This is a genomic window from Dickeya oryzae (assembly GCF_009372235.1).
GTDB classification, from domain to species: Bacteria; Pseudomonadota; Gammaproteobacteria; order Enterobacterales; family Enterobacteriaceae; genus Dickeya; species Dickeya oryzae.
The window spans coordinates 64,775-90,480 of record NZ_ML762925.1 but is presented as its reverse complement, the minus strand read 5'-3'; the positions used below and the strand labels follow the sequence as shown (position 1 = coordinate 90,480).

Annotated in this window: 34 protein-coding genes and 1 pseudogene; 18 read left to right on the top strand and 17 right to left on the bottom strand. The window is 53.8% G+C overall.

All coding sequences use genetic code 11. The annotated features are described in order from the left end of the window. Positions 1-20: 20 nt before the first annotated feature. From FAZ14_RS11770 to FAZ14_RS11710, 13 genes are all read right to left on the bottom strand, one after another. Positions 21-470, bottom strand: coding sequence for a phage virion morphogenesis protein (locus tag FAZ14_RS11770; RefSeq protein WP_016941502.1), 450 nt, complete (start codon positions 468-470; stop codon positions 21-23). Continuing rightward, entirely contained in the window at positions 467-1,288 is an 822-nt protein-coding gene (locus tag FAZ14_RS11765) for a phage head morphogenesis protein (RefSeq protein WP_016941501.1), read from the bottom strand. Before FAZ14_RS11765 ends, FAZ14_RS11770 begins: the two co-directional genes overlap by 4 nt. Continuing rightward, entirely contained in the window at positions 1,269-2,762 is a 1,494-nt protein-coding gene (locus FAZ14_RS11760; RefSeq protein WP_153508588.1) for a DUF935 domain-containing protein, read from the bottom strand. The genes FAZ14_RS11765 and FAZ14_RS11760 overlap by 20 nt, the downstream gene beginning before the upstream one ends. Further along, positions 2,762-4,366, bottom strand: a complete 1,605-nt coding sequence (locus FAZ14_RS11755) for a hypothetical protein (RefSeq protein ID WP_153508587.1) — start codon at positions 4,364-4,366, stop codon at positions 2,762-2,764. Before FAZ14_RS11755 ends, FAZ14_RS11760 begins: the two co-directional genes overlap by 1 nt. Continuing rightward, a complete protein-coding gene (locus FAZ14_RS11750; protein ID WP_016941498.1) occupies positions 4,363-4,920 on the bottom strand; it encodes a DUF3486 family protein in 558 nt (185 codons plus the stop codon). Before FAZ14_RS11750 ends, FAZ14_RS11755 begins: the two co-directional genes overlap by 4 nt. Further along, a complete protein-coding gene (locus FAZ14_RS11745; RefSeq protein ID WP_016941497.1) occupies positions 4,920-5,231 on the bottom strand; it encodes a hypothetical protein in 312 nt (103 codons plus the stop codon). Before FAZ14_RS11745 ends, FAZ14_RS11750 begins: the two co-directional genes overlap by 1 nt. Then, a complete protein-coding gene (locus FAZ14_RS11740) occupies positions 5,224-5,553 on the bottom strand; it encodes a hypothetical protein (protein WP_016941496.1) in 330 nt (109 codons plus the stop codon). The genes FAZ14_RS11745 and FAZ14_RS11740 overlap by 8 nt, the downstream gene beginning before the upstream one ends. Then, positions 5,550-6,224, bottom strand: a complete 675-nt coding sequence (locus FAZ14_RS11735; RefSeq protein ID WP_016941495.1) for a hypothetical protein — start codon at positions 6,222-6,224, stop codon at positions 5,550-5,552. Before FAZ14_RS11735 ends, FAZ14_RS11740 begins: the two co-directional genes overlap by 4 nt. After that, positions 6,217-6,936, bottom strand: coding sequence for a transglycosylase SLT domain-containing protein (locus tag FAZ14_RS11730; protein WP_016941494.1), 720 nt, complete (start codon positions 6,934-6,936; stop codon positions 6,217-6,219). Before FAZ14_RS11730 ends, FAZ14_RS11735 begins: the two co-directional genes overlap by 8 nt. A 1-nt stretch (position 6,937) precedes the next feature. After that, positions 6,938-7,282, bottom strand: coding sequence for a putative holin (locus FAZ14_RS11725; protein ID WP_016941493.1), 345 nt, complete (start codon positions 7,280-7,282; stop codon positions 6,938-6,940). Positions 7,283-7,360: 78 nt separating this feature from the next. Next, positions 7,361-8,299, bottom strand: a complete 939-nt coding sequence (locus tag FAZ14_RS11720) for a hypothetical protein (protein WP_153508586.1) — start codon at positions 8,297-8,299, stop codon at positions 7,361-7,363. Positions 8,300-8,309: 10 nt separating this feature from the next. Beyond that, positions 8,310-8,891 (bottom strand): hypothetical protein, encoded by a 582-nt coding sequence (locus FAZ14_RS11715; RefSeq protein WP_016941491.1) that lies wholly within the window; start codon positions 8,889-8,891, stop codon positions 8,310-8,312. 15 nt (positions 8,892-8,906) lie between these two features. Then, a complete protein-coding gene (locus FAZ14_RS11710; RefSeq protein ID WP_016941490.1) occupies positions 8,907-9,338 on the bottom strand; it encodes a helix-turn-helix domain-containing protein in 432 nt (143 codons plus the stop codon). An 83-nt stretch (positions 9,339-9,421) separates the two neighbouring features. Between FAZ14_RS11710 and FAZ14_RS11705 the strand changes: the two genes are divergently transcribed. The 13 genes from FAZ14_RS11705 to FAZ14_RS11645 are packed head-to-tail and all read left to right on the top strand — an operon-like array spanning position 9,422 to position 16,801. Further along, on the top strand, positions 9,422-9,601 hold the full coding sequence (locus FAZ14_RS11705) for a DNA-binding protein (RefSeq protein ID WP_016941489.1): 180 nt from the start codon (positions 9,422-9,424) through the stop codon (positions 9,599-9,601). Between the two features lie 53 nt (positions 9,602-9,654). Beyond that, a complete protein-coding gene (locus FAZ14_RS11700) occupies positions 9,655-9,960 on the top strand; it encodes a helix-turn-helix domain-containing protein (RefSeq protein ID WP_016941488.1) in 306 nt (101 codons plus the stop codon). 15 nt (positions 9,961-9,975) lie between these two features. Next, positions 9,976-10,902 carry a DUF3102 domain-containing protein gene (locus FAZ14_RS11695; RefSeq protein ID WP_153508585.1) on the top strand — a complete coding sequence of 309 codons (927 nt, stop codon included), beginning with the start codon at positions 9,976-9,978 and terminating at the stop codon, positions 10,900-10,902. Beyond that, positions 10,903-12,669, top strand: a complete 1,767-nt coding sequence (locus FAZ14_RS11690) for a DDE-type integrase/transposase/recombinase (protein WP_016941486.1) — start codon at positions 10,903-10,905, stop codon at positions 12,667-12,669. A 9-nt stretch (positions 12,670-12,678) separates the two neighbouring features. Then, entirely contained in the window at positions 12,679-13,830 is a 1,152-nt protein-coding gene (locus tag FAZ14_RS11685) for an ExeA family protein (protein ID WP_016941485.1), read from the top strand. A gap of 2 nt (positions 13,831-13,832) precedes the next feature. After that, positions 13,833-14,093, top strand: a complete 261-nt coding sequence (locus FAZ14_RS11680) for a hypothetical protein (protein WP_016941484.1) — start codon at positions 13,833-13,835, stop codon at positions 14,091-14,093. A gap of 13 nt (positions 14,094-14,106) precedes the next feature. Beyond that, positions 14,107-14,403, top strand: a complete 297-nt coding sequence (locus FAZ14_RS11675) for a hypothetical protein (protein ID WP_016941483.1) — start codon at positions 14,107-14,109, stop codon at positions 14,401-14,403. 29 nt (positions 14,404-14,432) lie between these two features. Further along, positions 14,433-14,951, top strand: a complete 519-nt coding sequence (locus tag FAZ14_RS11670) for a host-nuclease inhibitor Gam family protein (protein WP_016941482.1) — start codon at positions 14,433-14,435, stop codon at positions 14,949-14,951. Next, positions 14,951-15,247: a nucleoside triphosphate pyrophosphohydrolase family protein gene (locus tag FAZ14_RS11665; RefSeq protein WP_016941481.1), complete on the top strand. Its 297-nt coding sequence runs from the start codon at positions 14,951-14,953 to the stop codon at positions 15,245-15,247. The genes FAZ14_RS11670 and FAZ14_RS11665 overlap by 1 nt, the downstream gene beginning before the upstream one ends. After that, on the top strand, positions 15,231-15,689 hold the full coding sequence (locus FAZ14_RS11660) for a hypothetical protein (RefSeq protein WP_071526206.1): 459 nt from the start codon (positions 15,231-15,233) through the stop codon (positions 15,687-15,689). Before FAZ14_RS11665 ends, FAZ14_RS11660 begins: the two co-directional genes overlap by 17 nt. Beyond that, positions 15,686-16,003, top strand: a complete 318-nt coding sequence (locus FAZ14_RS11655) for a hypothetical protein (RefSeq protein ID WP_016941480.1) — start codon at positions 15,686-15,688, stop codon at positions 16,001-16,003. The genes FAZ14_RS11660 and FAZ14_RS11655 overlap by 4 nt, the downstream gene beginning before the upstream one ends. Continuing rightward, positions 15,996-16,427, top strand: coding sequence for a gp16 family protein (locus FAZ14_RS11650; protein WP_016941479.1), 432 nt, complete (start codon positions 15,996-15,998; stop codon positions 16,425-16,427). The genes FAZ14_RS11655 and FAZ14_RS11650 overlap by 8 nt, the downstream gene beginning before the upstream one ends. Further along, positions 16,424-16,801, top strand: a complete 378-nt coding sequence (locus FAZ14_RS11645; RefSeq protein ID WP_016941478.1) for a Mor transcription activator family protein — start codon at positions 16,424-16,426, stop codon at positions 16,799-16,801. Before FAZ14_RS11650 ends, FAZ14_RS11645 begins: the two co-directional genes overlap by 4 nt. Before the next feature lie 194 nt (positions 16,802-16,995). On the opposite strand, the gene FAZ14_RS11640 is transcribed toward FAZ14_RS11645, so the two are convergent. Then, entirely contained in the window at positions 16,996-17,802 is an 807-nt protein-coding gene (locus FAZ14_RS11640; RefSeq protein WP_153508584.1) for a C1 family peptidase, read from the bottom strand. A gap of 103 nt (positions 17,803-17,905) precedes the next feature. Here FAZ14_RS11640 and FAZ14_RS11635 point away from each other — a divergent pair, with 103 nt between their 5' ends. From FAZ14_RS11635 to FAZ14_RS11625, 3 genes are read left to right on the top strand one after another with little or no spacing between them, the layout of a single operon-like run. After that, the gene (locus tag FAZ14_RS11635) at positions 17,906-18,073 is read left to right on the top strand and encodes a hypothetical protein (protein ID WP_153508583.1); all 168 of its coding nucleotides are present in this window, start codon (positions 17,906-17,908) and stop codon (positions 18,071-18,073) included. Between the two features lie 55 nt (positions 18,074-18,128). After that, positions 18,129-19,460, top strand: a complete 1,332-nt coding sequence (locus FAZ14_RS11630; protein ID WP_153508582.1) for an NAD(P)/FAD-dependent oxidoreductase — start codon at positions 18,129-18,131, stop codon at positions 19,458-19,460. Between the two features lie 10 nt (positions 19,461-19,470). Next, positions 19,471-20,319 (top strand): GNAT family N-acetyltransferase, encoded by an 849-nt coding sequence (locus tag FAZ14_RS11625; RefSeq protein ID WP_153508581.1) that lies wholly within the window; start codon positions 19,471-19,473, stop codon positions 20,317-20,319. Positions 20,320-20,388: 69 nt separating this feature from the next. On the opposite strand, the pseudogene dsbG reads toward FAZ14_RS11625, so the two are convergent. The 3 genes and pseudogenes from dsbG to FAZ14_RS11610 all read right to left on the bottom strand — a co-directional run. Then, positions 20,389-20,722: pseudogene (gene dsbG / locus FAZ14_RS11620) on the bottom strand (thiol:disulfide interchange protein DsbG); the annotation flags it as partial. A 109-nt stretch (positions 20,723-20,831) separates the two neighbouring features. After that, a complete protein-coding gene (locus tag FAZ14_RS11615; protein ID WP_016942687.1) occupies positions 20,832-22,247 on the bottom strand; it encodes a GGDEF domain-containing protein in 1,416 nt (471 codons plus the stop codon). A 369-nt stretch (positions 22,248-22,616) separates the two neighbouring features. Next, a complete protein-coding gene (locus FAZ14_RS11610) occupies positions 22,617-23,411 on the bottom strand; it encodes a DUF2076 domain-containing protein (RefSeq protein ID WP_016942686.1) in 795 nt (264 codons plus the stop codon). 415 nt (positions 23,412-23,826) lie between these two features. Here FAZ14_RS11610 and FAZ14_RS11605 point away from each other — a divergent pair, with 415 nt between their 5' ends. Together FAZ14_RS11605 and FAZ14_RS11600 are read left to right on the top strand one after the other, a co-directional pair. Then, on the top strand, positions 23,827-24,861 hold the full coding sequence (locus FAZ14_RS11605; protein ID WP_194287075.1) for an isopenicillin N synthase family dioxygenase: 1,035 nt from the start codon (positions 23,827-23,829) through the stop codon (positions 24,859-24,861). Between the two features lie 36 nt (positions 24,862-24,897). Continuing rightward, positions 24,898-25,704, top strand: coding sequence for a MetQ/NlpA family ABC transporter substrate-binding protein (locus FAZ14_RS11600; RefSeq protein ID WP_016942684.1), 807 nt, complete (start codon positions 24,898-24,900; stop codon positions 25,702-25,704). Positions 25,705-25,706: the final 2 nt, after the last annotated feature.

The window sequence follows — 25,706 nt, the reverse complement described above, 5'->3', positions numbered from 1 at the left end:
CGTACCGGCAATGCGAAAAATCAACCGTGAGCCGCTGATTCAAGGTGCCGCTGTATCGTATCGAGAACCGAGCGGACTGTCTCAGGTTGCAGCTCACCGTCGGCATCAATCGGCAGGTACGGGCGGGCAGGTAACGCGACCGACTCATTACGGCCAGTCTTGCCGCCAAACTGATGGATAGCGGCATAGACAACATTGGTGCCGATAGTCGCATGACTGGAATCATAGTCTGTCGATACTGACGCAGCCAGCCTGCCCGTTTCTCTCAGCGTCTGACCACTGCGGTCTTCTGCGGCCAGTGACACCAGCCACTTCGGCCGCCCCTCATCGCCAAAATTCAGTGCAGTTTCCGTCTGCAACGTGCCTGCAATTTTACGCATCGCCGGGGTCATGTCGGTTGCCGCTATCTCCAGCGCACGCAACCCGCGCCGCAGCTCGCGGTCATTGATAGTGACAGAGACAGTACTCATTGTGTTAACTCCTGTTTTGCCAGCCCTGACAACGGGCCACGATACCGCGCCAGGTCAGGCCGGTACGCCGCACCCGGCGCATATGACCAGCCCACATCCGTTGACACCTCATGACCACCGCTTTTGAACGTAGCGACCTGCTGCATTTCACCGGTTTTTTCGCTGACCAGTTTCAACGACCAGCCCATCATGTTGGCAGACTCAATAACCTTCAGGCCACGCGCCCGGATATCATCACGACTCAGCGCAATCACCGAACAGCGGCACCGCCACCCGTTCGGCGGATAGAACGCCTGCCAGAACGGGTCATCGAACCTAAATACTTTGCCGTGTAGTTGCAGGTGGCTTTTGCGGGTATGACTGTCGTTGATGCCGGTATACATCCAGAACGGACGGTCATCGACGTTTTCCATCTGCTCGGCCCAGCGGCCCGCACTGTAGAGCACAGACATATTGGTACGGAAGATGGTATCGAGCCGCCACGGGCTACCCTGCTGAATAGTGACCGGCTCACCCGTCACCGGGTCGGTCGTGTCTCGCGGCCCCCACCAGCCTTTGCGCTGCAAAACAGGCTCCAGCTCCTTGCGGAACCAGTGGCCGGTCTTGCCCTCGTCCAGTGCCTGTTGTAAGGCGGCGCGGATATCTTCAAGGATATCAAGCCGGGTGACTTTGGCCACGGTGAACGCCCTTGCGTGGGCCTCCTGCCAGACTTCTTCCCAGTCCCAGCTAATCGCAAACCCTTTTTTACGCAGATACTGCATGGCACGCTTCGGCGGCAGGGTCATGCAGTACGCCAGGTCAGCCGCTGTTGCGCTCATGCAGACGCCCCCAGAGGTTTGCCACGAACAGGATACGCGCCAGGCGCTCTTGCAGGTCATCACTGCCCATTTGCGGATACAACTCTGTCAGTTCACCGAGCAAATCAACCGGACGAGCGCCCGCATGAACCCGCTCAAACAGCGGAGCCAGCACCGGCTCCAGCGTCGCAGTCAGCTTGCCCCCGTTCATCAAAATATCCAGTGCTTCATCCAGCGTATCCTGTGCGCTCAGGTCAGCGGCCACGGCTTCGGCAAATTCGGGGGGGAGTGCCCCGGCCACCCCGGCAGCAGGCGTCTCGTCGATGTCGCCGTCCTGAAGCTGGTATTGCCGTTTCCAGTATTGAGGAGTGAATTTTGCCCCGGCACGGCTCAGTTTCTCGTCTCGCGTGGCGAGCACATCATCAACGGATTCCTGCTCCCACAACTGGTAAACCGGGCTGTCAACGTTGCCGAAATTCAGCTCAACCACCCAGCGGATCATCTGGTTGATAGCACCCGTCACGATATCGGCATCACCGTCGCGTATATCCGCCGTCACTTCCAGTCCGGCCTGGGCGCTGGCTTTATTGCTACTGGCTTCTGTAGTCTGGTTCTGCCCCAGCAGCGCCATCGCAATTTCACTGCGTGATTCCCGGATCAGGTTCTGGAAAATCTCGCTGGAATCAGATTTGCCCGCCGCTTCTTTGATGTCCACTGACGAATCATCCGGTATTGCAGCCACCGCGTCTTCAATCATCGCTTCCAGTGAATCCAGCAGGGTGTTGATTTCACTCTGGGCGGTGCCTCGTGGATGTTTGCCGATGACCCAGGGCGAACCATATTTCTCAGCAAACCGCACCCAAAACTTCCAGCCGCCTTTCTTGAAAGCAACAGGCCAGAAACACATGCTCATGTCAGGGAAACCGTAGGGGTTGTCATAGCTGGCGTCCTGCCGGGGCAGCAGGAATTTGTACTGCGGTACGGCTTCACCGTTCAGCCCCGCATCCCGTGCCCGGAAACGTAACTGGTTGGATGAATCGAACATGAACCATTCCGGCGGCTTGCCAACCACATCAGACACCGACCAGGCTTTCGCACTGCGTTGCCACATCAATTCGCACGGCTGGTAGCCGTAGAGCACAGCGTCAGTCATCTCGCCGATGATGCGCGAGACATCCAAATCAGCCAGCATATCGCGCACAAAATTAAATACCCGCACCGGTGCTGTGCCGCGCTCCAGCCCACGCTCTAGCGCTTTCACCGCCGCCTTTCTGCGACGAATACAGCCGCCGACCAGCGGGTCGGTGCGCAGTTCACGATAGATTTTGATATCACGCCCTTGCGCCTTCAGGATTGGGTCAGGGTTCGGCAGATACATGCCGAAGGCAGCGAAATCCATTGACCGCTCACGCCCGGCAATCTGCGCTGTCAGCGACTGGCTCGGCTCGGCAAAATTGACAAATTCAGTGGGGGACACCCAGATGCCTCGTGCCATCAGTAATTCTCCAGTAATCGGGTGGACGAACGGCGGCGGCGTGAATTGACGGTGACCGGGCCAGCATTCATTGCGACAGAGGCATACCATGCTAAAACCAGAGCAATAGCCGTATCGCCATGACGATATAACTCAGGGTCTTTTAAATCTTCTTTACGAACTGGGGAAACCATCGGGATGCCGTCAATATCTTCGATGCTATGCAAATCCTGCTTCACGTTGTCGTCAGCGGGTACTGTGATCACACCATCCTCAAATGCTTGAATCAGCTTTGGCATCCATGTCCCATACCAGGAACGGTTGAGGTTAATCTGGGCGATACGATTTGTGCCAAATTCATCGGCAGTATATTCAGCCAGCGTTTGGCCAGGCCCAGTTGCATCCATTGCTCCCGTAAATCGTTGCAATGCGCGCAGTAAATACCAAAGAATTTGTTCCTGTTGTCGTGTGGGAACTTTATGCATTTCAATGATGAGTGGAACCCGTCGGTACAAATTGGGCATCACTGCCAACAATACGACGGATGAAAAATCACGGTGGCGGGCAAAGTCTTCACCTACGGCATAGCGCAGAGTCGGATCAAGTCTGGCAATAACTGGCTCCAGGTAACGAGTAATCCAGTCTGTTGCGAAGGCTTCACGCTCCTGACGAGACTTAGTAGAAAAGTCATCATCCAGAGTCAGGCGTAGCACTACCCGATCATCACCAGGAGGCATGGCCGCTTCAATCCAAATACCAGGAATACAAATACCGTTTCCGTCACGAGGTATTGCATCCAGCTCCTCGCGCATAGCTGCTTTTCTGGGGCCATAGGCGTTACGGATTCGGCTGTACCACGCCGATTTCGCTTCGAGAGTGGGTTCTTCCCCCTTCATGAAACACACACGCTCAAACAGACCGTTCGCAACAGCATCATCAAACGTCACGGTATAGACCGCTGCGTCATCCCCATAAAGCCCTTGCTCAATGTCAGTTACGAATGTATTGAACGGATTGGAGCGCCCGTTGTGTGAAGAGATAACAACGATACGCCCTCCCCAGATCAACAAAGCGGTAGCGGCGTCCAGCACACCCTGGACATCCTGATGGAATGCAGCCTCATCAATGATGACCATACCCTGCAAACCACGAATGTTAGCGGGTCGGGATGAAAGTGCGACAACCTGAAAACCGGAAGCATACCGGATTCGGTAAGCGGTTATACGGCGGGTATTTCCCTCGTCATCCTGATCTTCAAACAGAAACTCTTCGATTTTTGAGACAGAATCAGCTTGCTGTTCGGCAATGACGCGGGAAAATTTCGCGCAATAGCCAATGAACTCCAAACCTTTTTCTTTGGTATCGCCAATGTAATATACATCCATACCACCGCTGTTCTTTCTGGCCGCAGACGTCAGAACGGCATCAAAACCAAATGAGAACGTTATCCCGGTACGACGACCTTTTGGTACAGCCAGGATAGACTTCCGAATTTTCAATACACTCACCTGATGGGCCATCAAGACACCATCTGTCATAGGATTGAAACTTTCGGGAATATCTCTGGCTCGTGGTGGCAGATCTTCCCATTCAACGATTCGTAATGTGCTACTGAGTTCTTTCATCGTATGCCCAGAACCTTCTCACGCCAGAATCGAACTTGCTCTTCACCCAACCCCTGAGCTTTCGCCGCTTTATCCAGCGCGGCAGCCTGTTCACGCAGTAATTCTTCGCGGGCTTCACGCCGAATATCAGCCTGGTACTTTTTGAGGTTGACGGAGGCACGCGAAAGTGTGGCCACGTTTTTTGCAACTTTCGACAAGAGAGCGACACGCTCCTTATGATCAATCTCTCCCTCTTCAGCTTCCTGCAACTGGACGATGCTCTCGAACAGCTCGGTCTGTATCAGCGCTATCACCGCTTCCGAACGCGCATCCTGATCATCCGCTGCGCCCTCAGTCAGCATCCGGGCGGCTTCCGTTGCTGAACGAATTGCCGCAAAACGACGCTCGATTTTCTGGCCATAACGGTGGATAGCCGACTTGCTGATAACGTAACCCTGCTCACGCAGCAGGCTTTCCAGTTCGGCATAACCGCTGAAGCCCGATTCGGTCAGCGCACGCTCAAGCCAGCGGCGTGCATCATCCGGCAGTTTGTCGATAGTGCTGCGTCTGGCCATCACTCACTCCAGTATTTTTCCGGGCGGGCGATACCCGGCCCGCATTCCACGGTGTACTCGACGATATCCACACCCAGACGGGTCAGGTCTGCAAACCAGTCACCACTGGGGCGCTTGGTCAAATCGACCATCTTGCGGTCTGACAGGTAATCCAGCTCCCTGCGTAGTTCCAGCGCCGTGGTGTCGGCATAAATAGCGCGAGCGATATCCAGCAACAGCGTTTCGCTGGCCGTGTAAGGCCGGGTTTTGTTGAGTGCAACCAGCAAACTCCAGCGCATCGATTCACGTCGCACGCGAGCGATATCAACCATTTAATCCCCCGTTACGGTACATTTGCACCGCCTCTAATTTGTTGTACAGCGCATCCAGCTTGGCTTCGATGACCGTCTGGCCGCGCACATAGTCTTCTCTGCGGACATAATTCAGCGGCATCTCCGCTTTTAATGCCATTAAGTCGCGCTCCAGGCTGTTCAGGTTGCCTGCTGATTCCCTGAGCGTTGACTCAAAGGCTGTGAAGCGCTCGGCCTGTCGCTTTTCCATCTGGGCGAAAAACATCCTGGCTACCGTGAAGACAAAGCCCATGAACGCAATCATCAGGCTGACCAGCGTCCAGAATTCCACTTCAATTTTCATTGTTTCTTCCTGTTTTTCAGCCCGTCGATGTAATCCAGCAGGCCGTTAATCTGCGCCACTAATTGCTGATAGCGCTCGCCTGCGTCTGTACTGTGGGCGAGGACGTCGCGCTGGGTGACGCCTGAGTCGCGTAACCGGGCGTCAACGGAGCCAGCGGTTGTGGTCGGGTCGCCAGACCCGCCGGTAGGGGCGGCAATTCTTGTTCCAGCGTCGAGACCAAAGGCGGCGTTGTATTGCTGCACGAAGCCAGCAGTAAACACGCACCGCTGAGCATGGCTCTGGCCGCGTTCGTCAATCCAGCGTTCAGTAACATCGTTAATTCTCCGTTTTAGGTCAGCGTTCTGCGCACGCAGCGTCGCCGTGGTAGTGAGGTATTCCAGTTCGGCGTCATTCGCAGTCTGCACCTGCTGCTGGTAGCGTTGCTGCCACGCCAGTAACGCGTTTTTTTCCTGCTCGACACGCTGGGCTTCGTGCTGAGCGTAGTCCGCTTGCAGGCTCGCCAGCACAGCGTCTGACGCTGATTTCTGCGCCGCCAGCACCTTTTCAGCATCGGCTGATGCGGTGGTGCTCCCTTGTTTATAGCCTTGCAGGTACAGAAGCCTGAGCGCGAACGCCACAGCGGCAATGACCAGCAACGTTTTCCACGGCAGTTTTTTCAGGATGTCAGACACAGCTACGCCCTCCCCAGGTGAGATAGCGCGGAGCAAGTTCTAGCAGGATGCGCTGCGGATAATTGCGGTTCTCCCGCCAGGCGGCGTCATGCCGCCCGGCGTTGACAGTAGCAACATGGCTGAACCACCGCTGGCTATCCAGCCCGCGTTGTGCGGCAAGTTTCTTGTCGCGCTGTACCCAGCCCAGCCCGCCGTTGTAACCCGATAGCGTCATGGCCATTTGCTCGCAACTGTTGGCAGCATTGATGCGCTGCCACAGCCAGCGGTCATAACTGGTTAATGCGCGAATGGCCCAGGCGGGGTTAAACGGCTGATTAGCTGCCAGAGCGGGAATAGCATTGCTGATCCACTCCGATGTTGACGGCATAAACTGTGCCAGGCCGCGAGCGCCAACTGGCGACACCGCTCGCGGGTTCCAGCCAGATTCCTGATGCAACTGGGCGGCGAAATCTGCGATAGGGGCATTCAGACCCCAGCCGAGGCGGGCATTACGTATCACGTCGTTGCGGTATTGCTGTGCTGCAGCGGGCGGCTGGGCGGCATGGGCCTGACTGAAAAAGCCACCACACCAGAGCAGCGAGATGGTGATCACATTGCCAAACAACGACCACCAGAAACTATGTTCCCCGGTGCGTGGTTTGCCATGCTTCGCCAGTTCAACACCCAACCCGATGGCAAACAGGATGATGACGGTAATTTGCGGCCAGCCCATATTACAGCCCCATTGCCACAGCGAGACACACCGCCGCAACGATGATCGCACGTCGAATCAGCGCAGCGGCAAACACCATGTGATAGCCGGTCTTGACCGGATAAAGGCCGATATCCATCAAAGACGGCTCATGCTTCAGGTACTGGCCGAGGGCCGCTTTGGGAAACAGCGAGCGGTCAAGCCAGTAACCGAGCACAGCAGCCAGCGTAATCAGGGCGATTTTGTAGATAACAACGGGGAGCTGTTGCGGTGAAACAAGCGCAATCACAGCAAGCAGCAGAACGGCGGTAATCTGCCAGCCGAAAAGACGTTCCAGACGTTTGATGCGGAATTTTTTGAGGTTCATAGCTGTCTCCTTTTATGTAGTGGAGACAGCATGACGGATTGTGTTACGTGGGGATTTTAAAGGGCATTAGGATAACCGCTATTTCGCTGGGCATGTCCACTCCGTTGTATTATCTGGCTTGAATACAGCCAGGCAGCCAGGACGTGGCGGCTTATTATCTGGGGTGGGTGGCAGAGTCACAGTTTTTTTAGGTTTAGGCGGCGCTGACTTTATATCACGTTTGCATTGCATGGCGTAATTCTGATAGTCGTCATAATTCTTCTGGATGCGCTGCAAGGCGGGATATGCCCTATTCGGGTCATTGGATGTTAAATCCTGAATAGAGTCAATCTGATTATGCCACCATAAATCTGCGATTGATCCAGCCATTCGGCACGACAAGTACGGTGCGAACATTTCACTTCCGTATAACTCCCCCTCCCGCGCTAGCTGCCCAAACCATCGGCTATAGTTAGGGAAATCATATCGGTTCCAGTTTTTTTTCTGCTCAACAGTTTGTACTGCATCATCAAGACGCTTCAGATAATCATTGGCTACGGCAATACGCTTATCTGTTGTAAGGGTCGCAAAGTCATAGGGTTCATACGTCAAATCATCAGGATTAAAATAGAACCAATAATCACTATCCAGATCAGTTATCTTCTGGTCGAATGCAACTGACTTACAAGCAACTTTTGGCACTTTGATTGCAGAGCCTTCTTTATTTATTTCTATAAAACATTTATTTCTTTGAGAAAGATATTCATTGGGTATTTTGGCGTCCGGTGGGATTTGGAATGTTATTGTGAGCCAGTAATTTTGCTCAACCTGAATGTCTCGAAACTGGTCAGCATACTTATCCAGCCCTGGGAGTTTTTTTCTGATGATTGGTAACAGTTTATTTATAGTGACATCGTCAGTTTTTACTCTAAAGGTTGTTGACTCTGTTTGTGCGACTGGAGGTTTTGAGACAGTCTTAGAATCATCACCACACCCATTGAGCAACAATAGCAAAGGTATTACTAACGCTTTTTTCATTCTGAAATCCTTATCTGAAAACGAAAGACACCACGAAACCTGCTAAAAAAAAGACCAGAAATAATTTGGGGTATGCAATGACGATATCCTGCCAATGAGCATTTTTCTTCAATTCAGACTCGCGTGAACGTGATGCTGGCTCATTATCGAAAAAATTAAATACAGCCTGTAACTGCTCGCGTGATAAATCGTTCAACATTTTGGTGCCGAACGTGCGCAGGCAGAACCGATCACGCTCCGCACTTTTGTTTGCTGCGGTTAACCGCAAAATCTCCGCAACTAAGCGCTTACACTCACGAGCCAGTTTTGCATCTGCCAAGCGCTTCTCTAAATATATCTCGGCTTTATGGAATTTTTGGGTTGTGATGAAGTGAACGCTACGCACATCAATATGAGCGTGAACGGCTCGCCAGAGGTCTTTTTTAGCCTCACCACTGATAGCGCTAATTTCATCTAATAGCTGGTGTAAACGCTGGCGCTGGGCTGGCAGTAACTGTTCATCTTCGGCCACAGGCTCATTCGGATGATGAATATTGATAATATCCCTGGCAGAAAATTGCCCGCTAGCAGTTCCATTAAACTCCTGATGCATCTAATCCCTCTGTGCTTAACGATTTTTTTTATTTTTTATCACGCCATTATTGATTATCTGGTTACCAGCAACTTGACCAGTAATATCGCCATTAAATACCTGCCCATTAGGTGTGTGCGACGACACTCCAGCCTGCAATGCTGCCAACGCTGCTGCTTTGACTGCGAGTGGGGCATTGCGGAAATAACCCAACATCTCTTGTTCATCAGACGTCAGTTCTGGGCCATCCCCATCGCCAATTAACAACCATGTGGGATCCACACCAAATTCTCTTAGTAGACGAAGAATGACTAACGCATCTGGTGCGCGATCACCAGCCTCGTAGCGAGAAACACTTTTTCGTTCAATGCCTAGTCTTGATGCAAACTCAGTCTGAGAAAGATTTCCACGCACTTGACGAATTCGCACACCAATCGAAGCAAGCTCTAAATTATCCATGATACCCATTCGGTCCCTTGACTATGTACCCAATCGGTCGCATAATCTAACACATATCAATCAACAATCATTGCACAATCGGAGGCCATAACATGACGCCCGAACAGGTGAAACAACGCTTTCAGCAACACGGCATCACAGTCACCGCGTGGGCCGCAGAAAACGGCTATTCACGCGAAGCTGTATACCGCGTTCTCAACGGCTTCGTAAAAGCCCGCTACGGCAAGTCACACGAGATTGCCGTCAAGCTCGGCCTAAAGCCCGCCGCCTGACCAACCTTTCATTATAGGAAACAGATTATCACATATTAGAAAAAGGGGAATGTATGAGCAAACTGAACGTTTCCAGCGCTGGCACCCGCATTCTCAAGGTGTTTAAAGCTCTCAAGGGCCACACCCTCACAGGGCTGTCAAACAGCGAGTTAGCCGCTGCGTTAGACGACTCGCCAGCCAATATTAACCGCGCACTGAATACGCTGATCGAGGAAGGGTTAGCGCAAAAACTGGACAACGGACGTTTTGCCCTCTCCATGCAGACACTGCAAATAGCCCACGCGCACGCCAGCGAAGTGGCGCGTGCGCAGGACAGAATCAACGAAATGAACCAGCGCCTTCTCGCTGGCAGCCGCTAATAAGGATCAAGAACGATGGCACGTACAAAACAAGAACCGTCTCAATTAGTGGAAGATGCTCCGTTATCGGGCGAACTGAATGTAAAACTGAATGCAATGACCGAACACCGGATGCAGGTGATGCAGCAATTTGGTGATGGGTTGCCGTATGAACGTGATCGCATCGTTCACGAAGCGCGTTTTTATATGGCGCAATCAGCTGAAGCCATGCTGGAAGCTGGTAAACGTTTGGTTATTCTCAAAGAAAATGAACCCCACGGTGATTTTATCGAAATCGTTGAGGATAGCTTAGGCATTGCGCCTCGTATCGCTCAAAAAATGATGCAAGCCTCACTAAAGTTTCTTTCTCCCGCTCTGGCATCAAATGCGAAAGCGCTTTCGCATTTGGGGAAGACAAAACTGTATGAGCTGATGTTAGAAGATGACGAGGAACTAGCGGCATTAGCAGATGGTGGCACTGTTGCAGGTATGACTCTCGACGATATCGACCGCATGACCAGCCGGGAACTAAAAGCCGCTCTGCGCGAAGCCCGTGAAACCAACGCTGCACAGCAGCGCGTGCTGGCCGATAAAAACGAGAAAATTGACACACTGTCAACAAAGCTGGAAAAGAAATCCCGTCTACAGCCCCCCAAGCCTGACGAGGAAGTCAAGCGCCTGCGTACCGAGGTTGCAGGCGTTGCTACCGATGCCGAATCGGCGATTACCGTTCGACTGGCCAATGCGTTTGAAACGCTGGTCGCTTATTGCGCTGAAAACTTTATTGATGTCCCCAAAAACTTTATGTCTGGGTTGCTCTGCGAGCTGGAAATGCAGGTGCGCTCTCTGCGGGAAACGTTTGACCTGCACGATTTGCCGACAGGTACTGACAGACCTGCCTTTCTTGATGAACCCGAACCGCAGATACAAAAACCGGACTGGATGAATGGCGAGGACGCATAAATGAGTGCTGCCCTGACCGAAAGATTGGTCGCCATCGCCCGCGCCGCCCGCGAGGCGGGGCACGGTGGACGTGGCGCTATTTATGACGCTGCCTGTGTGGAACTGGGCATGTCCCGCGCCACGTTGTTACGCAAGCTGAAGGAGGTCACAGTGACGGATAAACGCAAAAAGCGCACTGATGCCGGGCAAAGCACGCTGACGCGTGACGATGCCGCCGTGATATCCACTACGCTGAGGGAAGCCACACGTAAAAACGGCAAGCGGCTTTATTCCATCGCGGATGCCGTTGAAGCCCTGCGGGCCAACGGCATGATTACGGCAGGCCGCCTGGATGAATCCACCGGTGAATTTCTCCCGTTGTCCGAAACCGCCATCAGCCGTGCACTGCGCAATTATGGACTGCACCCTGATCAGTTAAGCCAGCCAGCACCGGTCACGGAGCTGGCCAGCCTCCATCCCAACCACGTATGGCAAATCGACGCCTCGCTCTGCACGCTGTACTACCTCAGCAACGGCAGTAAAGGGTTGCAAGTGATGGATAGCGCCAGGTTCTACAAGAACAAACCCGCAAATCTGGCACGCATCGCCAGTGACCGGGTTTGGAGCTACGAAATAGCCGACCACACCAGCGGCTGGATCTACGTCGAGTATGTGATGGGCGCTGAATCTGGCGAGAACCTGTGTTCTGTGCTGATTAACGCCATGCAGGAGCGTGGCGGGGCCGATGTGCTGCACGGCGTACCGAAAATCCTCTACCTCGACCCCGGCTCGGCCAACACCGCTGGGATGACCAAAAATTTGTGCCGGGCGTTGGGCATTGAACTAATAGCGCACAAAGCCCATGCGGCCCGCTCGACAGGCAGTGTTGAGAAGGCGCGTGACATTATCGAGCGCAAGCTTGAGCCGGGCCTGAAGTTCCAGCCAGTACACAGCCTGGAAGAGTTGAACGAACTGGCAGCAAAGTGGCGTGCACACTTTAACGCCACGGTGGAGCACAGCAGGCACAACAGAACCCGCACCGACGTCTGGCTAAAAATCACCGCAGAGCAACTGGTCAAAGCACCATCCGTCGAAGTCTGCCGGGAGCTTGCCGTGGCAACGCCGGAAGAGCGCAAAGTCACGCCAAAACTTCGCGTTTCATTCCGGGGCATTGAATACGACGTGTCTACCGTGCCCGGCGTAATGGTTGGCGAAAAATTGTTGATCACCCGCAACCCGTGGCGCACTGACGCTGCTCAGGTGGTGCTGACTGGCGCAGATGGCCATGAAACGTTTTTCCTGGTTGATGAAGTCACCAAGAACGAATTCGGTTTCGCTGATTCCGCTGCCGTTATCGGCGAGCGCTACAAAGCCCAGTCTGACACGCCCGCCCAGACCGCAGCCAAGGAGCTGGAACAGTTGGTGACAGGTACAGATAACGCTACCGACGCGGCAGCAGCACGCAAGGCGAAGGCGCTGCCGTTCGGCGGAAAACTTGACCCGTATAAACACATCGACGACGCCACGCTACCGACATTTATGCCGCGTCGTGGCCAGGCATCAGAGGTACGCGGGCCGCGTATTGAGCAACGCCCACTGACCCACGTTGAAGCCGCCAAAATTCTGCGAGAACGCTTTACTGAACGCGGACAAAAGTGGACAGCCGAGCACTTCCGCCTGATGGCTTCACGCTGGCCGGACGGCGTACCTGAAGACCAGTTGGATGATGTTGTGTCATCACTGATGACTCCGGCATCCAACGTTATCAACATCGTCAACGGCAATTAAGGGGTGAGCATGTTGGTACTGAAAGAACAATTGAAGGATGCGCGACTGCCGCAGGCCGTTGTCGCAAGAGGAATCGCCGTGTCAGAAGCCACACTGGCACAGATTGTTAATCACAATACGTGGCCACGCACCAACGCCGGGGAAGTTCGCCAGAGATTAACCAGATTTCTGGCAGCAAAAGGGATTGATACGAACAGGAGTTTTGACGCAGTGCAGGATGCGGACACACCCCGCACTGCTGATACCACAGATACAACGGAGGAGAATATGTTACTCAAAAAGCAAGTGCTGTTTCCAGCAACAAAAAAGGTATTCGGGCTGTTCCGTGACCCGTTCGCAGACGATGCCATGCAAGGTGCCGACGACGTATTTACCACACCGGATATCCGCTATGTGCGCGAAGCGCTTTACCAGACCGCCAGGCACGGTGGATTTATGGCGGTTATCGGTGAATCCGGTGCGGGTAAATCAACGTTGCGCCGTGACCTTATCGAACGCATCAACCGCGAGAATGCGCCAGTTATCGTGGTCGAGCCGTACATCATTGCAATGGAAGACAACGACGTTAAAGGCAAAACACTGAAGGCCGCCGCCATTGCAGAAGCGATTATCAACACCATCGCCCCGCTGGAGGGCGTCAAGCGGTCGCAGGAGGCACGCTATCGTCAGTTACACCGTGTACTGAAGGACAGCAGCAATGCGGGTTATAGCCATGTTCTGGTGATTGAAGAAGCCCACAGCCTGCCTATCCCGACGCTGAAGCATCTCAAACGTTTCTTTGAGTTGGAGTCTGGCTTTAAAAAACTGCTGTCAATCGTGCTGATTGGTCAGCCCGAACTGGCTACAAAGCTCTCTGAACGCAATATGGAGGTGCGTGAAGTCGTCCAGCGCTGTGAAGTTGTTGAACTGCTGCCGTTGGATAACAGCCTGGAAGAGTTCCTGACATTCAAGCTTGCACGGGCCGGGAAAAAACTGGCTGACATTATCGATGCCAGCGCTATCGACGCCATCCGGGCACGACTGAGTAATCAGCTCGGCGGGCGCAAAAGCGTCAGCTTGCTGTATCCGCTGGCCGTCAGCAATCTCGTGATTGCAGCGATGAATCTGGCTGCCGATATCGGTGTTCCTGTGGTTAATGCGGACGTAGTGAAAGGAATTTAATCATGGGAAAAATCGTCATCAGTATTGAGCAAAAAAGCGAAGACATTCTGGCGAACGGCATGATGGATGTAGATATCGCTATTACAACCACAACAGAAGAAGCGAAAAATGACAACGCTCTGGTGTTGCTCATGATGTGCCTGATTCACGAAGGCTTGCCCGCGCTCACTCGCGCTGCCAATGCACAGTTATTGCGCCAGGTGCAGTCAGTAAAATTAGTAACAGAAACCGGAGCAGAAACGGACAGGAAAAATTATCACTGAGCGAGGTAAATATATGGGCCTCAGTAAACGAATAGCGATTGATATTAACCCGGAATTACAAGCAGCTATCGTTGCAACACAGGCAGCAATAGCGCGACTGACAGCGCTGCAAATCCCGGTAGAAGGGTTGTCTATTGAGTTTGGTAAACGCCCGACCATCCTTGTTAAATCAGGCCCGGCGTGCAGAAAAATGGTGAATGACGGTCAGGCGGTTCGTTATTCAACGGGTATTGATAACAACGGGAGGTATCAGAAATATCAGTGTCATCTGAATAATTGCCGCGTCGTGTGGGAAGAAAGAAGCCATTAATTAAGTCATCAGTAATAAGGTAAATAAACATGAAAGGTAAAAAGCGGCTTAAAGCTGCGGCGGCCCCGTACGTCGCGCAGACGAAAGACGAGGTTATCGCGGGAATTAAACAGCTCGGCGATATTCAGCGTGAATTAATCCGTGTTGAAACAGAAATGAATGACTCAATCGCCGAGATTACTGCCAGTCATTCCCCGACTATTGAGCAGTTGAAAGCCAAAATGGAGGAGCTGCAAAGCGGCATCCAGACATGGTGCGAGGCTCACCGTGATGAACTGACCAACGGCGGCAAGGTCAAGTTCGCCAACCTGACTACCGGTGAGGTGCAGTGGCGCAACCGCCCGCCCTCGGTCAGCATTCGCGGTGTTGAATCTGTTATCGAGTTTTTGAAGCGCCTGAAATTAGATCGCTTTATCCGCGTGAAAGAGGAAATCAATAAAGATGCCATTCTGAATGAACCGACAGCAGTAAAAAATATTCCCGGCATCACCATCAAAAAAGATGTGGAGGATTTTTCTATTATTCCTTTTGAGCAGGAGGTGGTTTGATGGCGCTGATTATTAATAGTCGTGCTGAACTTTATCGCACAGTCTTGAAGAAATTCGGCCCAGATGCTCAGTCACTGAAATTAATGGAAGAAGCCGCTGAACTCGCCGCTGCCGCTGCTCGGAACATGAATGGCATAGGCAATGAGGTCGATTTAGCGGAAGAACTCGCTGACGTCGAAATCATGATCGAACAGTTCCGGCTTAATGGTATGGATCGAATGATTGAACTGGCCAAACAAGTAAAGCTGGATAGGTTGGCAAGAAGATTGGGGGTGGAATATGCCGAAGAAAAGTAATAAAGGCCTCTATATTCAGTGCACACGGTGTCGCCATAAACATTACGAGTCAAACAGAAAAGAAAAACGTGACCCTAAATACAAAGGCTCTTTGCGTGTATATAACTCTGTTTGTCCGCGTTGTGGTTGCAAAAGTTATTCTGACCTGACGCCGCAATTTGCATGGTGCTGGGCCAGTGGCCTGATCGAGACTGGTGATGCTCTGCCAGCAAATGATGCCGATGGTTCTGGCGTTATTCAGATTGCAACAGGCCCAAAATATGCGTTGAGAACCTGGCTTGAAGTTGTTGCCAGGCACGGGAAAGGAAACAGTGAGGGAAAGTTGCTCGTCCCTGGCATACCAGAGGCATCGGACAGCGATAAGGCACTGGAAGCCTTGCAAACATGGCTGAAATGGTGCGCGCCACGAGTACCGATTGAAATCACGGTGGTTAAATCATGACCTACTTAGCTGAATGTATTTACGCCGGGCTGATCAGCGCTGGTCGCAAAGCCGCAAAGAAAGCCTGCATTTATCTGACTGTCGGCGCTGTAGCTGTCACCTCGGTTTCCTGGCTGGCATTTAAAGCGGGCCTGACTGGCGATGATACGGACGGTGTGAACCGTTCTGGTTTGTCGCTGTATACCGACGCAGCAACGGGCTGTCAGTACATCAGTGCTGGGGGTTCTGGCATCACACCGCGCATGGATAAGGACGGCTACCAGATTTGTGATGACCGCCCGGTGCGGATGCGGATGGCGGTAGGCCATGAATAAGAACCAGTTGATCAAGCTCATCCACATCGCAAAGCGCGACCTGCAACTGGACGATGATACCTATCGCCAGTTACTGGCCAACACGACAAAGAAAAACTCTACGCGGGACATGACAGTCCCGCAGTTAGTTGTGGTACTTGAAGCGATGAAAAGACGTGGTTTCAAGGTTAAGCCCGCTAAAAAGGCTGTAACTGGCCGCAAACTGGACGATGCGCCCCAGTCTCGAAAAATCCGGTCTTTGTGGCTGGAAATGGCAGATAAGGGCATTGTCCGAGATCGCTCTGAGGCCGCCCTGGCGGCGTTTGTACGACGGGAAACAGGTATTGATGGTTTGCAATGGCTTAATTCAGAACAGGCCAGCCATGTAATTGAGAAGCTGAAGAAGTGGCAACATCGGGAACTCAACGCGAGGAAAGTATCATGAACGGTGATAACAACTTCCGCAGCAAGGGGCCAGAATTGCTGATTGAACTGGCGCAGCATACAGCAATCACGGCTCGTGAAGTCGTTGATACAATCAGCCCTGAAGTGGCGGAGCAGATCGGCGAGGCTGTAGCAAGCAAGATGATGCAGGTGTGGGGCGGGCAAAATGTCTATTTCCCTATGGGGATGGCATGGAAAGTCAGCCAGCGCGACCGCCAGATTTTCGCTGCGTTCAATGGCCATAACCATCACGAACTGGCGCGTCAATTCGGATGCTCGCTGCAATGGGTATACAGCGTTGTGAAACGTGTCAGAAAAGAAGAACTGGCGCGGATGCAAGGCAGGCTGTTTGACGATGACCAGGACGCGGAATAACATTCACGACAGGCCGAACACAAATTTTCTCTGAATTTTTCGACGGCCTGATTTTTTCACATGCTGAAAGAGAATTACACTAACCGTCCTCATTCTTCCCACTTCGACCCGGTTTATCCCATAATTTATCTCACAGGTTTGGTTTCACTTATCTCACTTCTCATCATTTTTAAGTGCGCTAGCGGCTAACGGCACTAACTTTTAACGGTATTAATAGCCCAGATATCTTGCGCCAACCGGTGGTCGAGCAGATAGGCGTAAGGCATATAGAAATAGCCGTTTTCTCCCACGTTTTTCCCCCATGAATTGCGGAATTTAAAGAGCTGGGTGGCGTTGTCATACCCGACGCACAGAACGGCATGGCCGCCTTCTGGTTTATCTTTGCCGCAGGGCAGCGGTACCACCACCGGCAGGTTTTTCAGGTCTATCCAACTGGAATAGACCGTAAAACCGAACACAAATGGAAAGCCGCAGGCCAGGCAGCCTTGTAAGTGTGACAAATCCTGATGCAAACGCTGATAGTTGGTGATGGTGTATTTCAATGCGTCCTGATAACAGCGTTCCGGTGGCCGGGTTGCAGCCGGGGCACCGGGAGGAAACTCACCGCCTTCTTCCTGCGCGGGGGTTGCTACATAGGGCCACTCTTCTTCCGGACAGACTCCCAGTTTATGCAGGGTTTTGATGCCATCGCGCAGCGTAGCGCCCGCATCATACTTGACATCGCCTTCAATGGTACGCTCGTTGTAGTAGATGAACAGCCGTGACGGTATAAAGTTAGGTCGCTCACCCATTTTTAATCGTTCAAACTGCACCGCGCCTGCCAGCGCGTTGGCGGTACATGAACCGATAGGGCCCTGATCGTAGACCTCAAACGTCGGCGTCAGGTCCACTTTGGCGGGCAGCACTTTCAACACGCTGGGGTCTGGCGTGTAGTGGTGGTCACGAATGTCTGGGGTATCGGGAATGTAGCCCAGTCGGGATTTACGTCTTTTGGTTAACATAGCATTGCTCTCCTGATGGTAGGGTTCCTGTCCATTGTCGGCGATGGGGGGTATTCAGCTATCGGAATGGGTTGAGAGAAGATGACTGACTGATGATCGTCTGTTGCAGGATGTGAGTGCGGTGTTATCGCGACTGGCAGCCAATCCGCCGTCGGCAGCACAACAGGCGGTTGATGCTGGCAGGCAGACCGTGACGCCAGTGCCGTTGCTGATTACGATAGGCTGCTATCAAATGTGCGATAATGCCATGAAGAAGCCAGGCTATTGGTAAGCGCACTGGCGTTAGAGATACATTTTCTATTCTTAGGCAATCACAGAGGAACAACATGCCTGCACCGATCAGATATGTTCAGGACAGTAGACAGTTGCCGGATCAGGCAGACGTGGTGGTGATTGGAGCTGGTATCGCTGGCGCGGCGGCAGCCTATGAGCTGGCGAAAAAAGGCGTCAGCGTGTTGCTGCTGGAAAAAGGGCTGGTGGGTGGAGAGCAATCCAGCCGCAACTGGGGATGGTGCCGACAGCAAAACCGTGATGAACGCGAATTACCGCTGATCATCTACGCGTTGCGTCGCTGGGAAGAACTGCAACAGGAGACCGGTGAAGATCTGGGCTTTCACCGTTCCGGGCTGCTATACACCACGTTGGATCAGGCGGAAATCGATGCCTGGGACAACTGGGGCAAGATGGCGAAAGCCTACGGTGTGCGCAGCGATATTCTCAATGCCGAGCAGGCCAAAGCGATGACGCCGGGTAGTACCACCGCGTGGCTGGGGGGCGTGTCGTCGCCGACGGATGGTCATGCCGAACCCGCGCTGGCCTGCGCCGGGCTGGCTATCGCCGCGCAACGTCTTGGTGCCAGTGTTATCCAACAGTGCGCGGTGCGCGGGCTGGATATCAGCGGCGGACGGGTCAGCGGCGTGTGGACCGAGCGTGGCCGGGTAAAAACCTCCACCGTGATTTGCGCTGGCGGTGTCTGGAGCTCGCTGTTCTGCCGTCGTCACGGTATCGAGCTACCGTTGGGCAACGTGATTGGTACGGCGTTTCGCACCGCACCGATCGAGCAGGTCATCAGCCTGCCGTTTTACACCGCAGGGTTTGCCTGTCGTCCACAGTCAGACGGCAGCTATACCGTGTCGGTGTCCGGGCGCGGTCGCCTGGAACCGGGCTTCCAGAGCCTGCGGTATGCCCGACAGTTTTATCCGACTTTTCGGGCGCGGCGTAAAAATTTGTCGTTCCGCCCGGGGGTTAAACCTTTTCTGTGCGGGCCGGAATCACGGGCAGCCTGGTCATTCGATGGGGTGTCACCGTTTGAGAAAACCCGTATTCTCGACCCGTTACCGGATATGGCGATAGTGAGCGACGGGCTGGCGGCGATGCGGCGTGAATACCCGGCGCTTGCCGCCATCCGCGCTGTACAGGCGTGGGGAGGGATGATCGACAGCACGCCGGACGCGATTCCGGTCATTTCACCGGTGGATAGCCTGCCGGGGCTGGTGCTGTCTGCCGGGTTCAGCGCGCATGGCTTCGGTATCGGGCCGGGAGCCGGTCGACTGGCGGCAGATCTGGTGACGGGGGATTCCCCGATCGTGGATCCAACTCCGTTCCGCTACGCCCGACTGGTAGACGGTTCCGGGTTGAAAGCGCCGGGCATGATGTGAGGAACATGAGATGACGATAACCTTACGCGCCATGACGGCAGCGGATGCTGATTTTGGCTGGTCGCTAACCCAGCAGACGAACTGGCCGCATCGGCTACAGGACTGGCTGGACGCGTTGCAACTGGGGGACGGGCTGCTGGCGGAAGAAAACGGGCAACCGTTGGGAACCGCCGTATGCTGGCGCTGGGGAGAACGCTGGGCCACTATCGGACTGGTGGTGGTGGATGAACAGCAGCAAGGGCGTGGCATCGGTCGGCGGCTGATGGAAGGGCTGCTGGCTGGCCTTGAGGGATATCAGGTGCGACTACACGCCACGGCGGCGGGGCAGGGGTTATATACCCGGCTGGGATTTACGCCGGTGGGTGAAATCCATCAGTATCAGTGCCCGCAGTTACCGACAATCGCTGCACCGAGTCTGGATAATGGACAACGGCTGCGAGCTGCTACGCTGGCGGATGCCTCTCACCTCTCGACGTTGGATCAACAGGCGCATGGGTTAGCACGCCCGGCGCTGATCGCCTGGCTATTGCGGCAGTCAACGTCGATGCAGGTGCTCGAGCAGCATGGCCGTATCGCTGGGTTTGGCGCGTTGCGACCTTTTGGCCGTGGGTATGTTATCGGCCCGGTGATTGCCGACAGCGCCGAACATGCCCGCTTGTTGATCAGTTCGTTGATGAGCGAGGTTGGCGGTGAGTTTGTTCGTATCGACACAGACGCTGCTCTCGGACTCGGGCACTGGCTGGTGGAGTGCGGGCTGCAACCGGTCGATGCGCCGGTCACTATGATCCGGGGCACACCGTGGCAGCCAGAGGCGGGTGGTATGCAGGCCTGGACACTGATGACGCAGGCGATGGCGTAATCAGGCAACGGTCCAGACGCTGATGGCGCGCCACTGAGCACCCACTTTTGTACTTCCTGGTGGAGCGGTTTATTTCCCCATCATGTCGGCCAGTTGCTTTTCATCGGGCAGGCCGACGACCTGTTGCAGGGCGCTGTCGGCGTTCATGTAGTAGATAGCCGGGGTAACGTTAGCCCCCAGTTCTTCAAGCAACTGCTGGTTGTATTGCAGCTTTTTCACGACATCGGGCGGTGTAGTGTCCGGGAACGATGGCACGGTTTTCCCGTTTGACAATTCAAAGTCGTGCCAGGCTTGTGCCGGGTTTTTCGCACTGAGAATGGCCACGGCATACCGGCCGCTGTCCGGACGGATAATACCAACCAGCAATGTGCGTATCCTGCACCTTGCCAGATTCTACCCAGGGTCAACATGCTGAATATATCGTCAGGCCAGAGTACAGTTACCGGGCGATGTCCTGCCTATGTCCTTCGGCGATGGTTTTACTGAGTAGTGCTGTTTTACTGAGTGCCGTTTTACTGAATAGTACGGTTACGCCCTTCGCGTTTGGCGGTATAGAGGTTTTTATCTGCCAGCGGAAAGAGCTCATGCACCGTATCCACCAGGTGTTTACCCGCTACCTGCGCATGGGCAATGCCAATGCTAACGGTGACCGGCACGTGCTGTTGGTTGAACAGAAATACGGTGTGCTGGATGGTTTGACGCAGTTCGTCGGCCAGCCGATAAAATGCAGATGGACTGTAGTTAAAGCACACGACGGCAAACTCTTCCCCGCCGATACGGCTGACCAGCCCTTGTGCAGAAACCGTCCGTTGTATCACATTGGCGACTTGCCGCAGGATTTCATCGCCGCAGTCATGCCCGAAGCTGTCGTTGATGTTTTTGAAGTTATCGATATCAATCAACATGATGTTGACCGCATCCTGTTGTGATTTGATGTTCTGATCGTGCGTGGACAGCGCTTCGGTAAACCCGTAGCGCGACAGGGTGTTGGTCAAAAAATCATGGCTGGCCTGTCGCAGCAGGCGGGCGTTTAACTGGCGGATGGTTCGTGCGTTGGTTGCCATCATCAGCGGGCTGAAGATGGTGGCGGCAATGCCGATGCGCGCAATCACGACCTGATGCATAAACATCGGGTCTTGCGGGCTATAGAGCGCGTAAACATGCTCAGCGGTCATGATTAACTCAGTCGCGCCGACGCATAAGGTGATAAGCCGAATCAACCATAGCGGGTAGACAATCGCACACCAGGTTAATGCCGGCAAAGGAAACGCGATGATCGCCACCGGGCCGAGCAGCGGAGCAACGCAGATAGACAACAGCAGTAACAATAATGGCAGGGCGTCCGCCAGTTGCAGCGAAGCCGGGAGATGCAGCGGGATCCGGCTTTGCAGGGTTAACAGCAGTGGCAGAAACAGCACCGCGGTGTAGAACTGGTCGCTGAACCAATTGAGAAAATTACTGCGAAATACCGCAGCCGGGAAGGCAGGCCATGGCTGTTGCGCCAGGGCACCGACAAAACCACAGGCCACGGCGGCAATCATGCAGGCGGCGAAGACATAAAGTGAACTGACCATGTCGGTTTCCCGACGTGTCAGGAGTCCCGGCCAGTTGAGCAACTGGGTGAGAACAACGATAAACGCGATGTTGGCGGAGTTGATGGTCAACGCACTGACACCCCAGCCGTAGAACATCGTATCTTGCAGAATCATCGCGGCGTAGGCGACGAGATAGTACCAGGGGTTATTCAGGTATTGGCAGCGGTAAAACAAGGCTGCGATGATGATGTTAACCGGCCAGAATACCGATAAATCAATGTTGGATAACCGGGCATGCGCGCCGATATTGCAACCCACCAGCGTCACCATGAAGACATTCAAACTGTTCAGCCCGGTGCTGCCTTTTTTAAATAAAGCTACGTTCAGATGCATGCCGTCAGTCCACTTTCAGGTTTCAGAGCCTTCCCCTGGCGCTAATCGTTGTGATTCTGTCGCTATCTGGCTGCAACGGTTCACACGTAGAGCCGGTATCATACAGTGTTATTGATAAATGATATGAAAAAAGCCCATTCCGCATTGTTTCTCTTTTATTCTATTTCTTTCAATTCGTTACGAACGGATGCGGGCAATCAACATTGGTCTGCCGTTGCCACAGGGGGCTGCTATCCAGTCGTCACCGATTTCTGAGCGCTTAGGATAGCCTGAAACCGGCGCCAGGATAATCCATATCTATTTATCTGGCCGTCCCTTGAGTCAGCACGACGACACAAGGGACGGCCAGATGGCGGGAAAAACGGGGTATCAGACGTAAGAATCGTCGTCGTCGTAGGAGTCGTCGGCAGAGAAATCGTCGTAGTCGTTACCCTGCGGTTCGCTGCTGACATTGGTCCACTGGTCGTTGTTGCCAGTGCCGTTGAAGGTATCCAGGTTATTCGCGCTGAAATCGCGGAAATTATCGCTGGCATTGCCCAACGGATTGTCGTTGATCATCGGTGTTTCATTGATGATATTGACGATCTCTTCTGGCTGTGAGCGATGGAACATGCCCGTCAGCATATCCGCCAGCACGACGCCGCCTGCCACGCCAGCCGCAGTTTGCAGCGCGCCACTCAGGAAACCACCCGCGCGGGAAGGGGCTGGCTGGGCATAACCTGGCGCTGGCTGGCCGTAACCTGCTGGCGGCGGAGTGTATCCCATCGGCTGGCCGTAACCGGCAGGTTGGCCATAGCCCGCAGGCTGCTGACCATAACCCGCCGGTTGAGAAGGCTGGGCTGGTTGCTGTGGCGCGCTGTTACGGCTGCCGCCGCCAAACAGACCGGCCAGAAAACCACCGCTACTTTGTTGTGGGCGCGCAGCGGCTTCTTGTCTGAGCCGGTTAACCTCGGCTTCCAGTTCTTTCACCCGCTGATCCAGTTGTTTGAGCGCCGCTTCCTGAATAATCATCGCCTGCGCCATGTAGTAAGGTGCGGCAGGCTGCTGGCGAATATAGTCGTTGATTTGCTGTTCTGCCTTGAGATCCCGAGGGCCCGTGTTGGTCTCGGCTGTCTTCAGTCGGCTAAACAGACCATCAATAAGGCGTTGTTCTTCAGATTGCATAGGATTACCTCAAGAGATATTGGAGTGCAGACCGGGCACACGGTGGGCGGTTCTGCGGCTGTTTTATCACACCCTTCGCCGTCATCCTACTGTGTTCCCGCAGGCGAATACATGGATTGTCAGGTAAAGCTGCTTACAAATTTGTTACCAATTACAGCAAATCGACGTCAATGGTTGTGCCGATTTTCGTCTTACCTTTGCCGTTATTGATATTTTACCTGCGTGGGAAAATCAGGATTAATACATTTCAGCCGTCATTCGCTGCTATGGCGTGATGATGTCATGTTTTAGGTTCGTTTTACGAGCCGGTTTCCTGATTATCGACCATGAGGAATCACCATGTCCCCTTCGTCTTGTTGCGCTTGCTCCATGTTGAATGCCACGACATCTCTACATTTCATTACTGGAGTTAGCCATGAGTCACACCGAAACCTTGCCCGTACTCGATTTTTCTCTGCTTGAAGGCAGTGCCCGGCAACGCGCCGAGTTTCTGCAACGCCTGAATCACGCCGCACGTGAAACCGGCTTCTTTTATCTCACCCACCACGGCGTCTCGCCGGAATTGCAACAACGCGTTCAGCGCGTATCGCGAGCTTTTTTCTCTCTGCAGGATGATGAAAAACAGCGCGTGGCGATGATTCGCTCTCCCCATTTTCGGGGGTATACCCTGGCAGGTGCCGAACGAACCCGCAGCGCGCCGGACTGGCGTGAGCAGTTTGATATTGGGGCAGAGCGCCCGGCGCTGCGCCTGCTGTCGGGCGACCCGGCCTGGCGGCGACTGCAGGGGCCGAATCAGTGGCCTGAATCGCTACCCGCGCTGAGAAGTACACTGCTGGAATGGCAGCAAACCCTGACCCGAATTTCACTGCGCCTGTTGCGTGCTTTCGCTGAGCTTCTGGGGTTGCCGGTCACCGCGTTTGATGCGTTGTACGGTAATAAACCCAACGAGCATATCAAGCTGATTCGCTACCCCGGGCAACCAGTGGTAGGCAACCAGCAAGGGGTTGGCGCGCACAAAGACTCCGGCTTTCTGACGCTGCTGTTACAAGATGATCAGCCCGGCTTGCAGGTGGAGCTTGAACCGGATAGTTGGGTCGACGCGCGTCCATTGCCGGGTTCATTTGTGGTCAACATCGGCGAGTTGCTGGAACTGGCGACCGATGGCTATCTGCGTGCCACGGTGCACCGGGTCGTCTCGCCGCCGCCAGGTCAGGAGCGGCTCTCCATCGCGTTCTTTCTTGGCGCGCAACTGGATGCAGTGGTACCGGTATTTCCACTGTCACCCGCGCTGGCAACACTGGCGCGCGGACCTGCCAGCGACCCGAACAACCCGCTGTTGCGTGACGTCGGCTGGAATTACCTGAAAGGGCGCTTACGTTCCCACCCAGAGGTGGCGAAGCGCTATTACGGCGATGTATTGCAGGCACAACAGCAGGCAGAGACCGTCTGAGACGTAAAATAATTACCATTAATAAGGAATAACAACATGAAAAATAATAAATTTTTTTCTCTGACAGCAATGGCATTGGCAATGGGGTTATCGGTATCGGCTCAGGCGGCTGATGCCTTGCGGGTGGCAGCGGACCCGGTGCCACATGCAGAAATTCTGGCCCAGATTCAAAAGACGGATCCGTCACTGAAACTGAAGGTGGTGGAACTCAGTGGTAACGTGAACGCCAATGAGTTACTGGCCAGCGGCGATGTTGACGCTAACTACTTCCAGCATGTGCCTTACCTGCGCGATCAGGAAAAAGCGTTGGGCAAAAAATTCGTGGTGGTAGCCACCGTGCATATCGAACCACTGGGGATCTATTCCCGCAAATACAAATCGCTTAACGAGGTGAAAGAGAATGCCACCGTGGCGGTGCCAAATAACGTCACTAACCTTAGTCGGGCACTGTACTTGCTGCAAGGGCAGGGGTTAATCAAACTTAAGGCGGGTTATAACGACCCGGCGAAAGATCAGGCGACACCGAAAGATATCGCCGAAAACCCGAAAAAACTGAAGATTAAAGAGATCGAAGCGGCACAAATCCCCCGCTCGCTGGATGACGTCGACCTGGCGGTTATCAATGGTAACTACGCACTGGAAGCAGGGTTGGTTCCATCCCGTGATGCGTTGGGGTTGGAAAGCGCCAGCCATAACCCGTACGCCAACATTCTGGTGACGACACCTGCGTTGCAAGACGATCCGCGCATTAAACAACTGGCGAAGGATTTGGAGTCTAAAGCGACGGCGGATTTCATCAGCCAGCATTATAAAGGGTCGGTGATTGCGGTGGCGGGGCAATAACG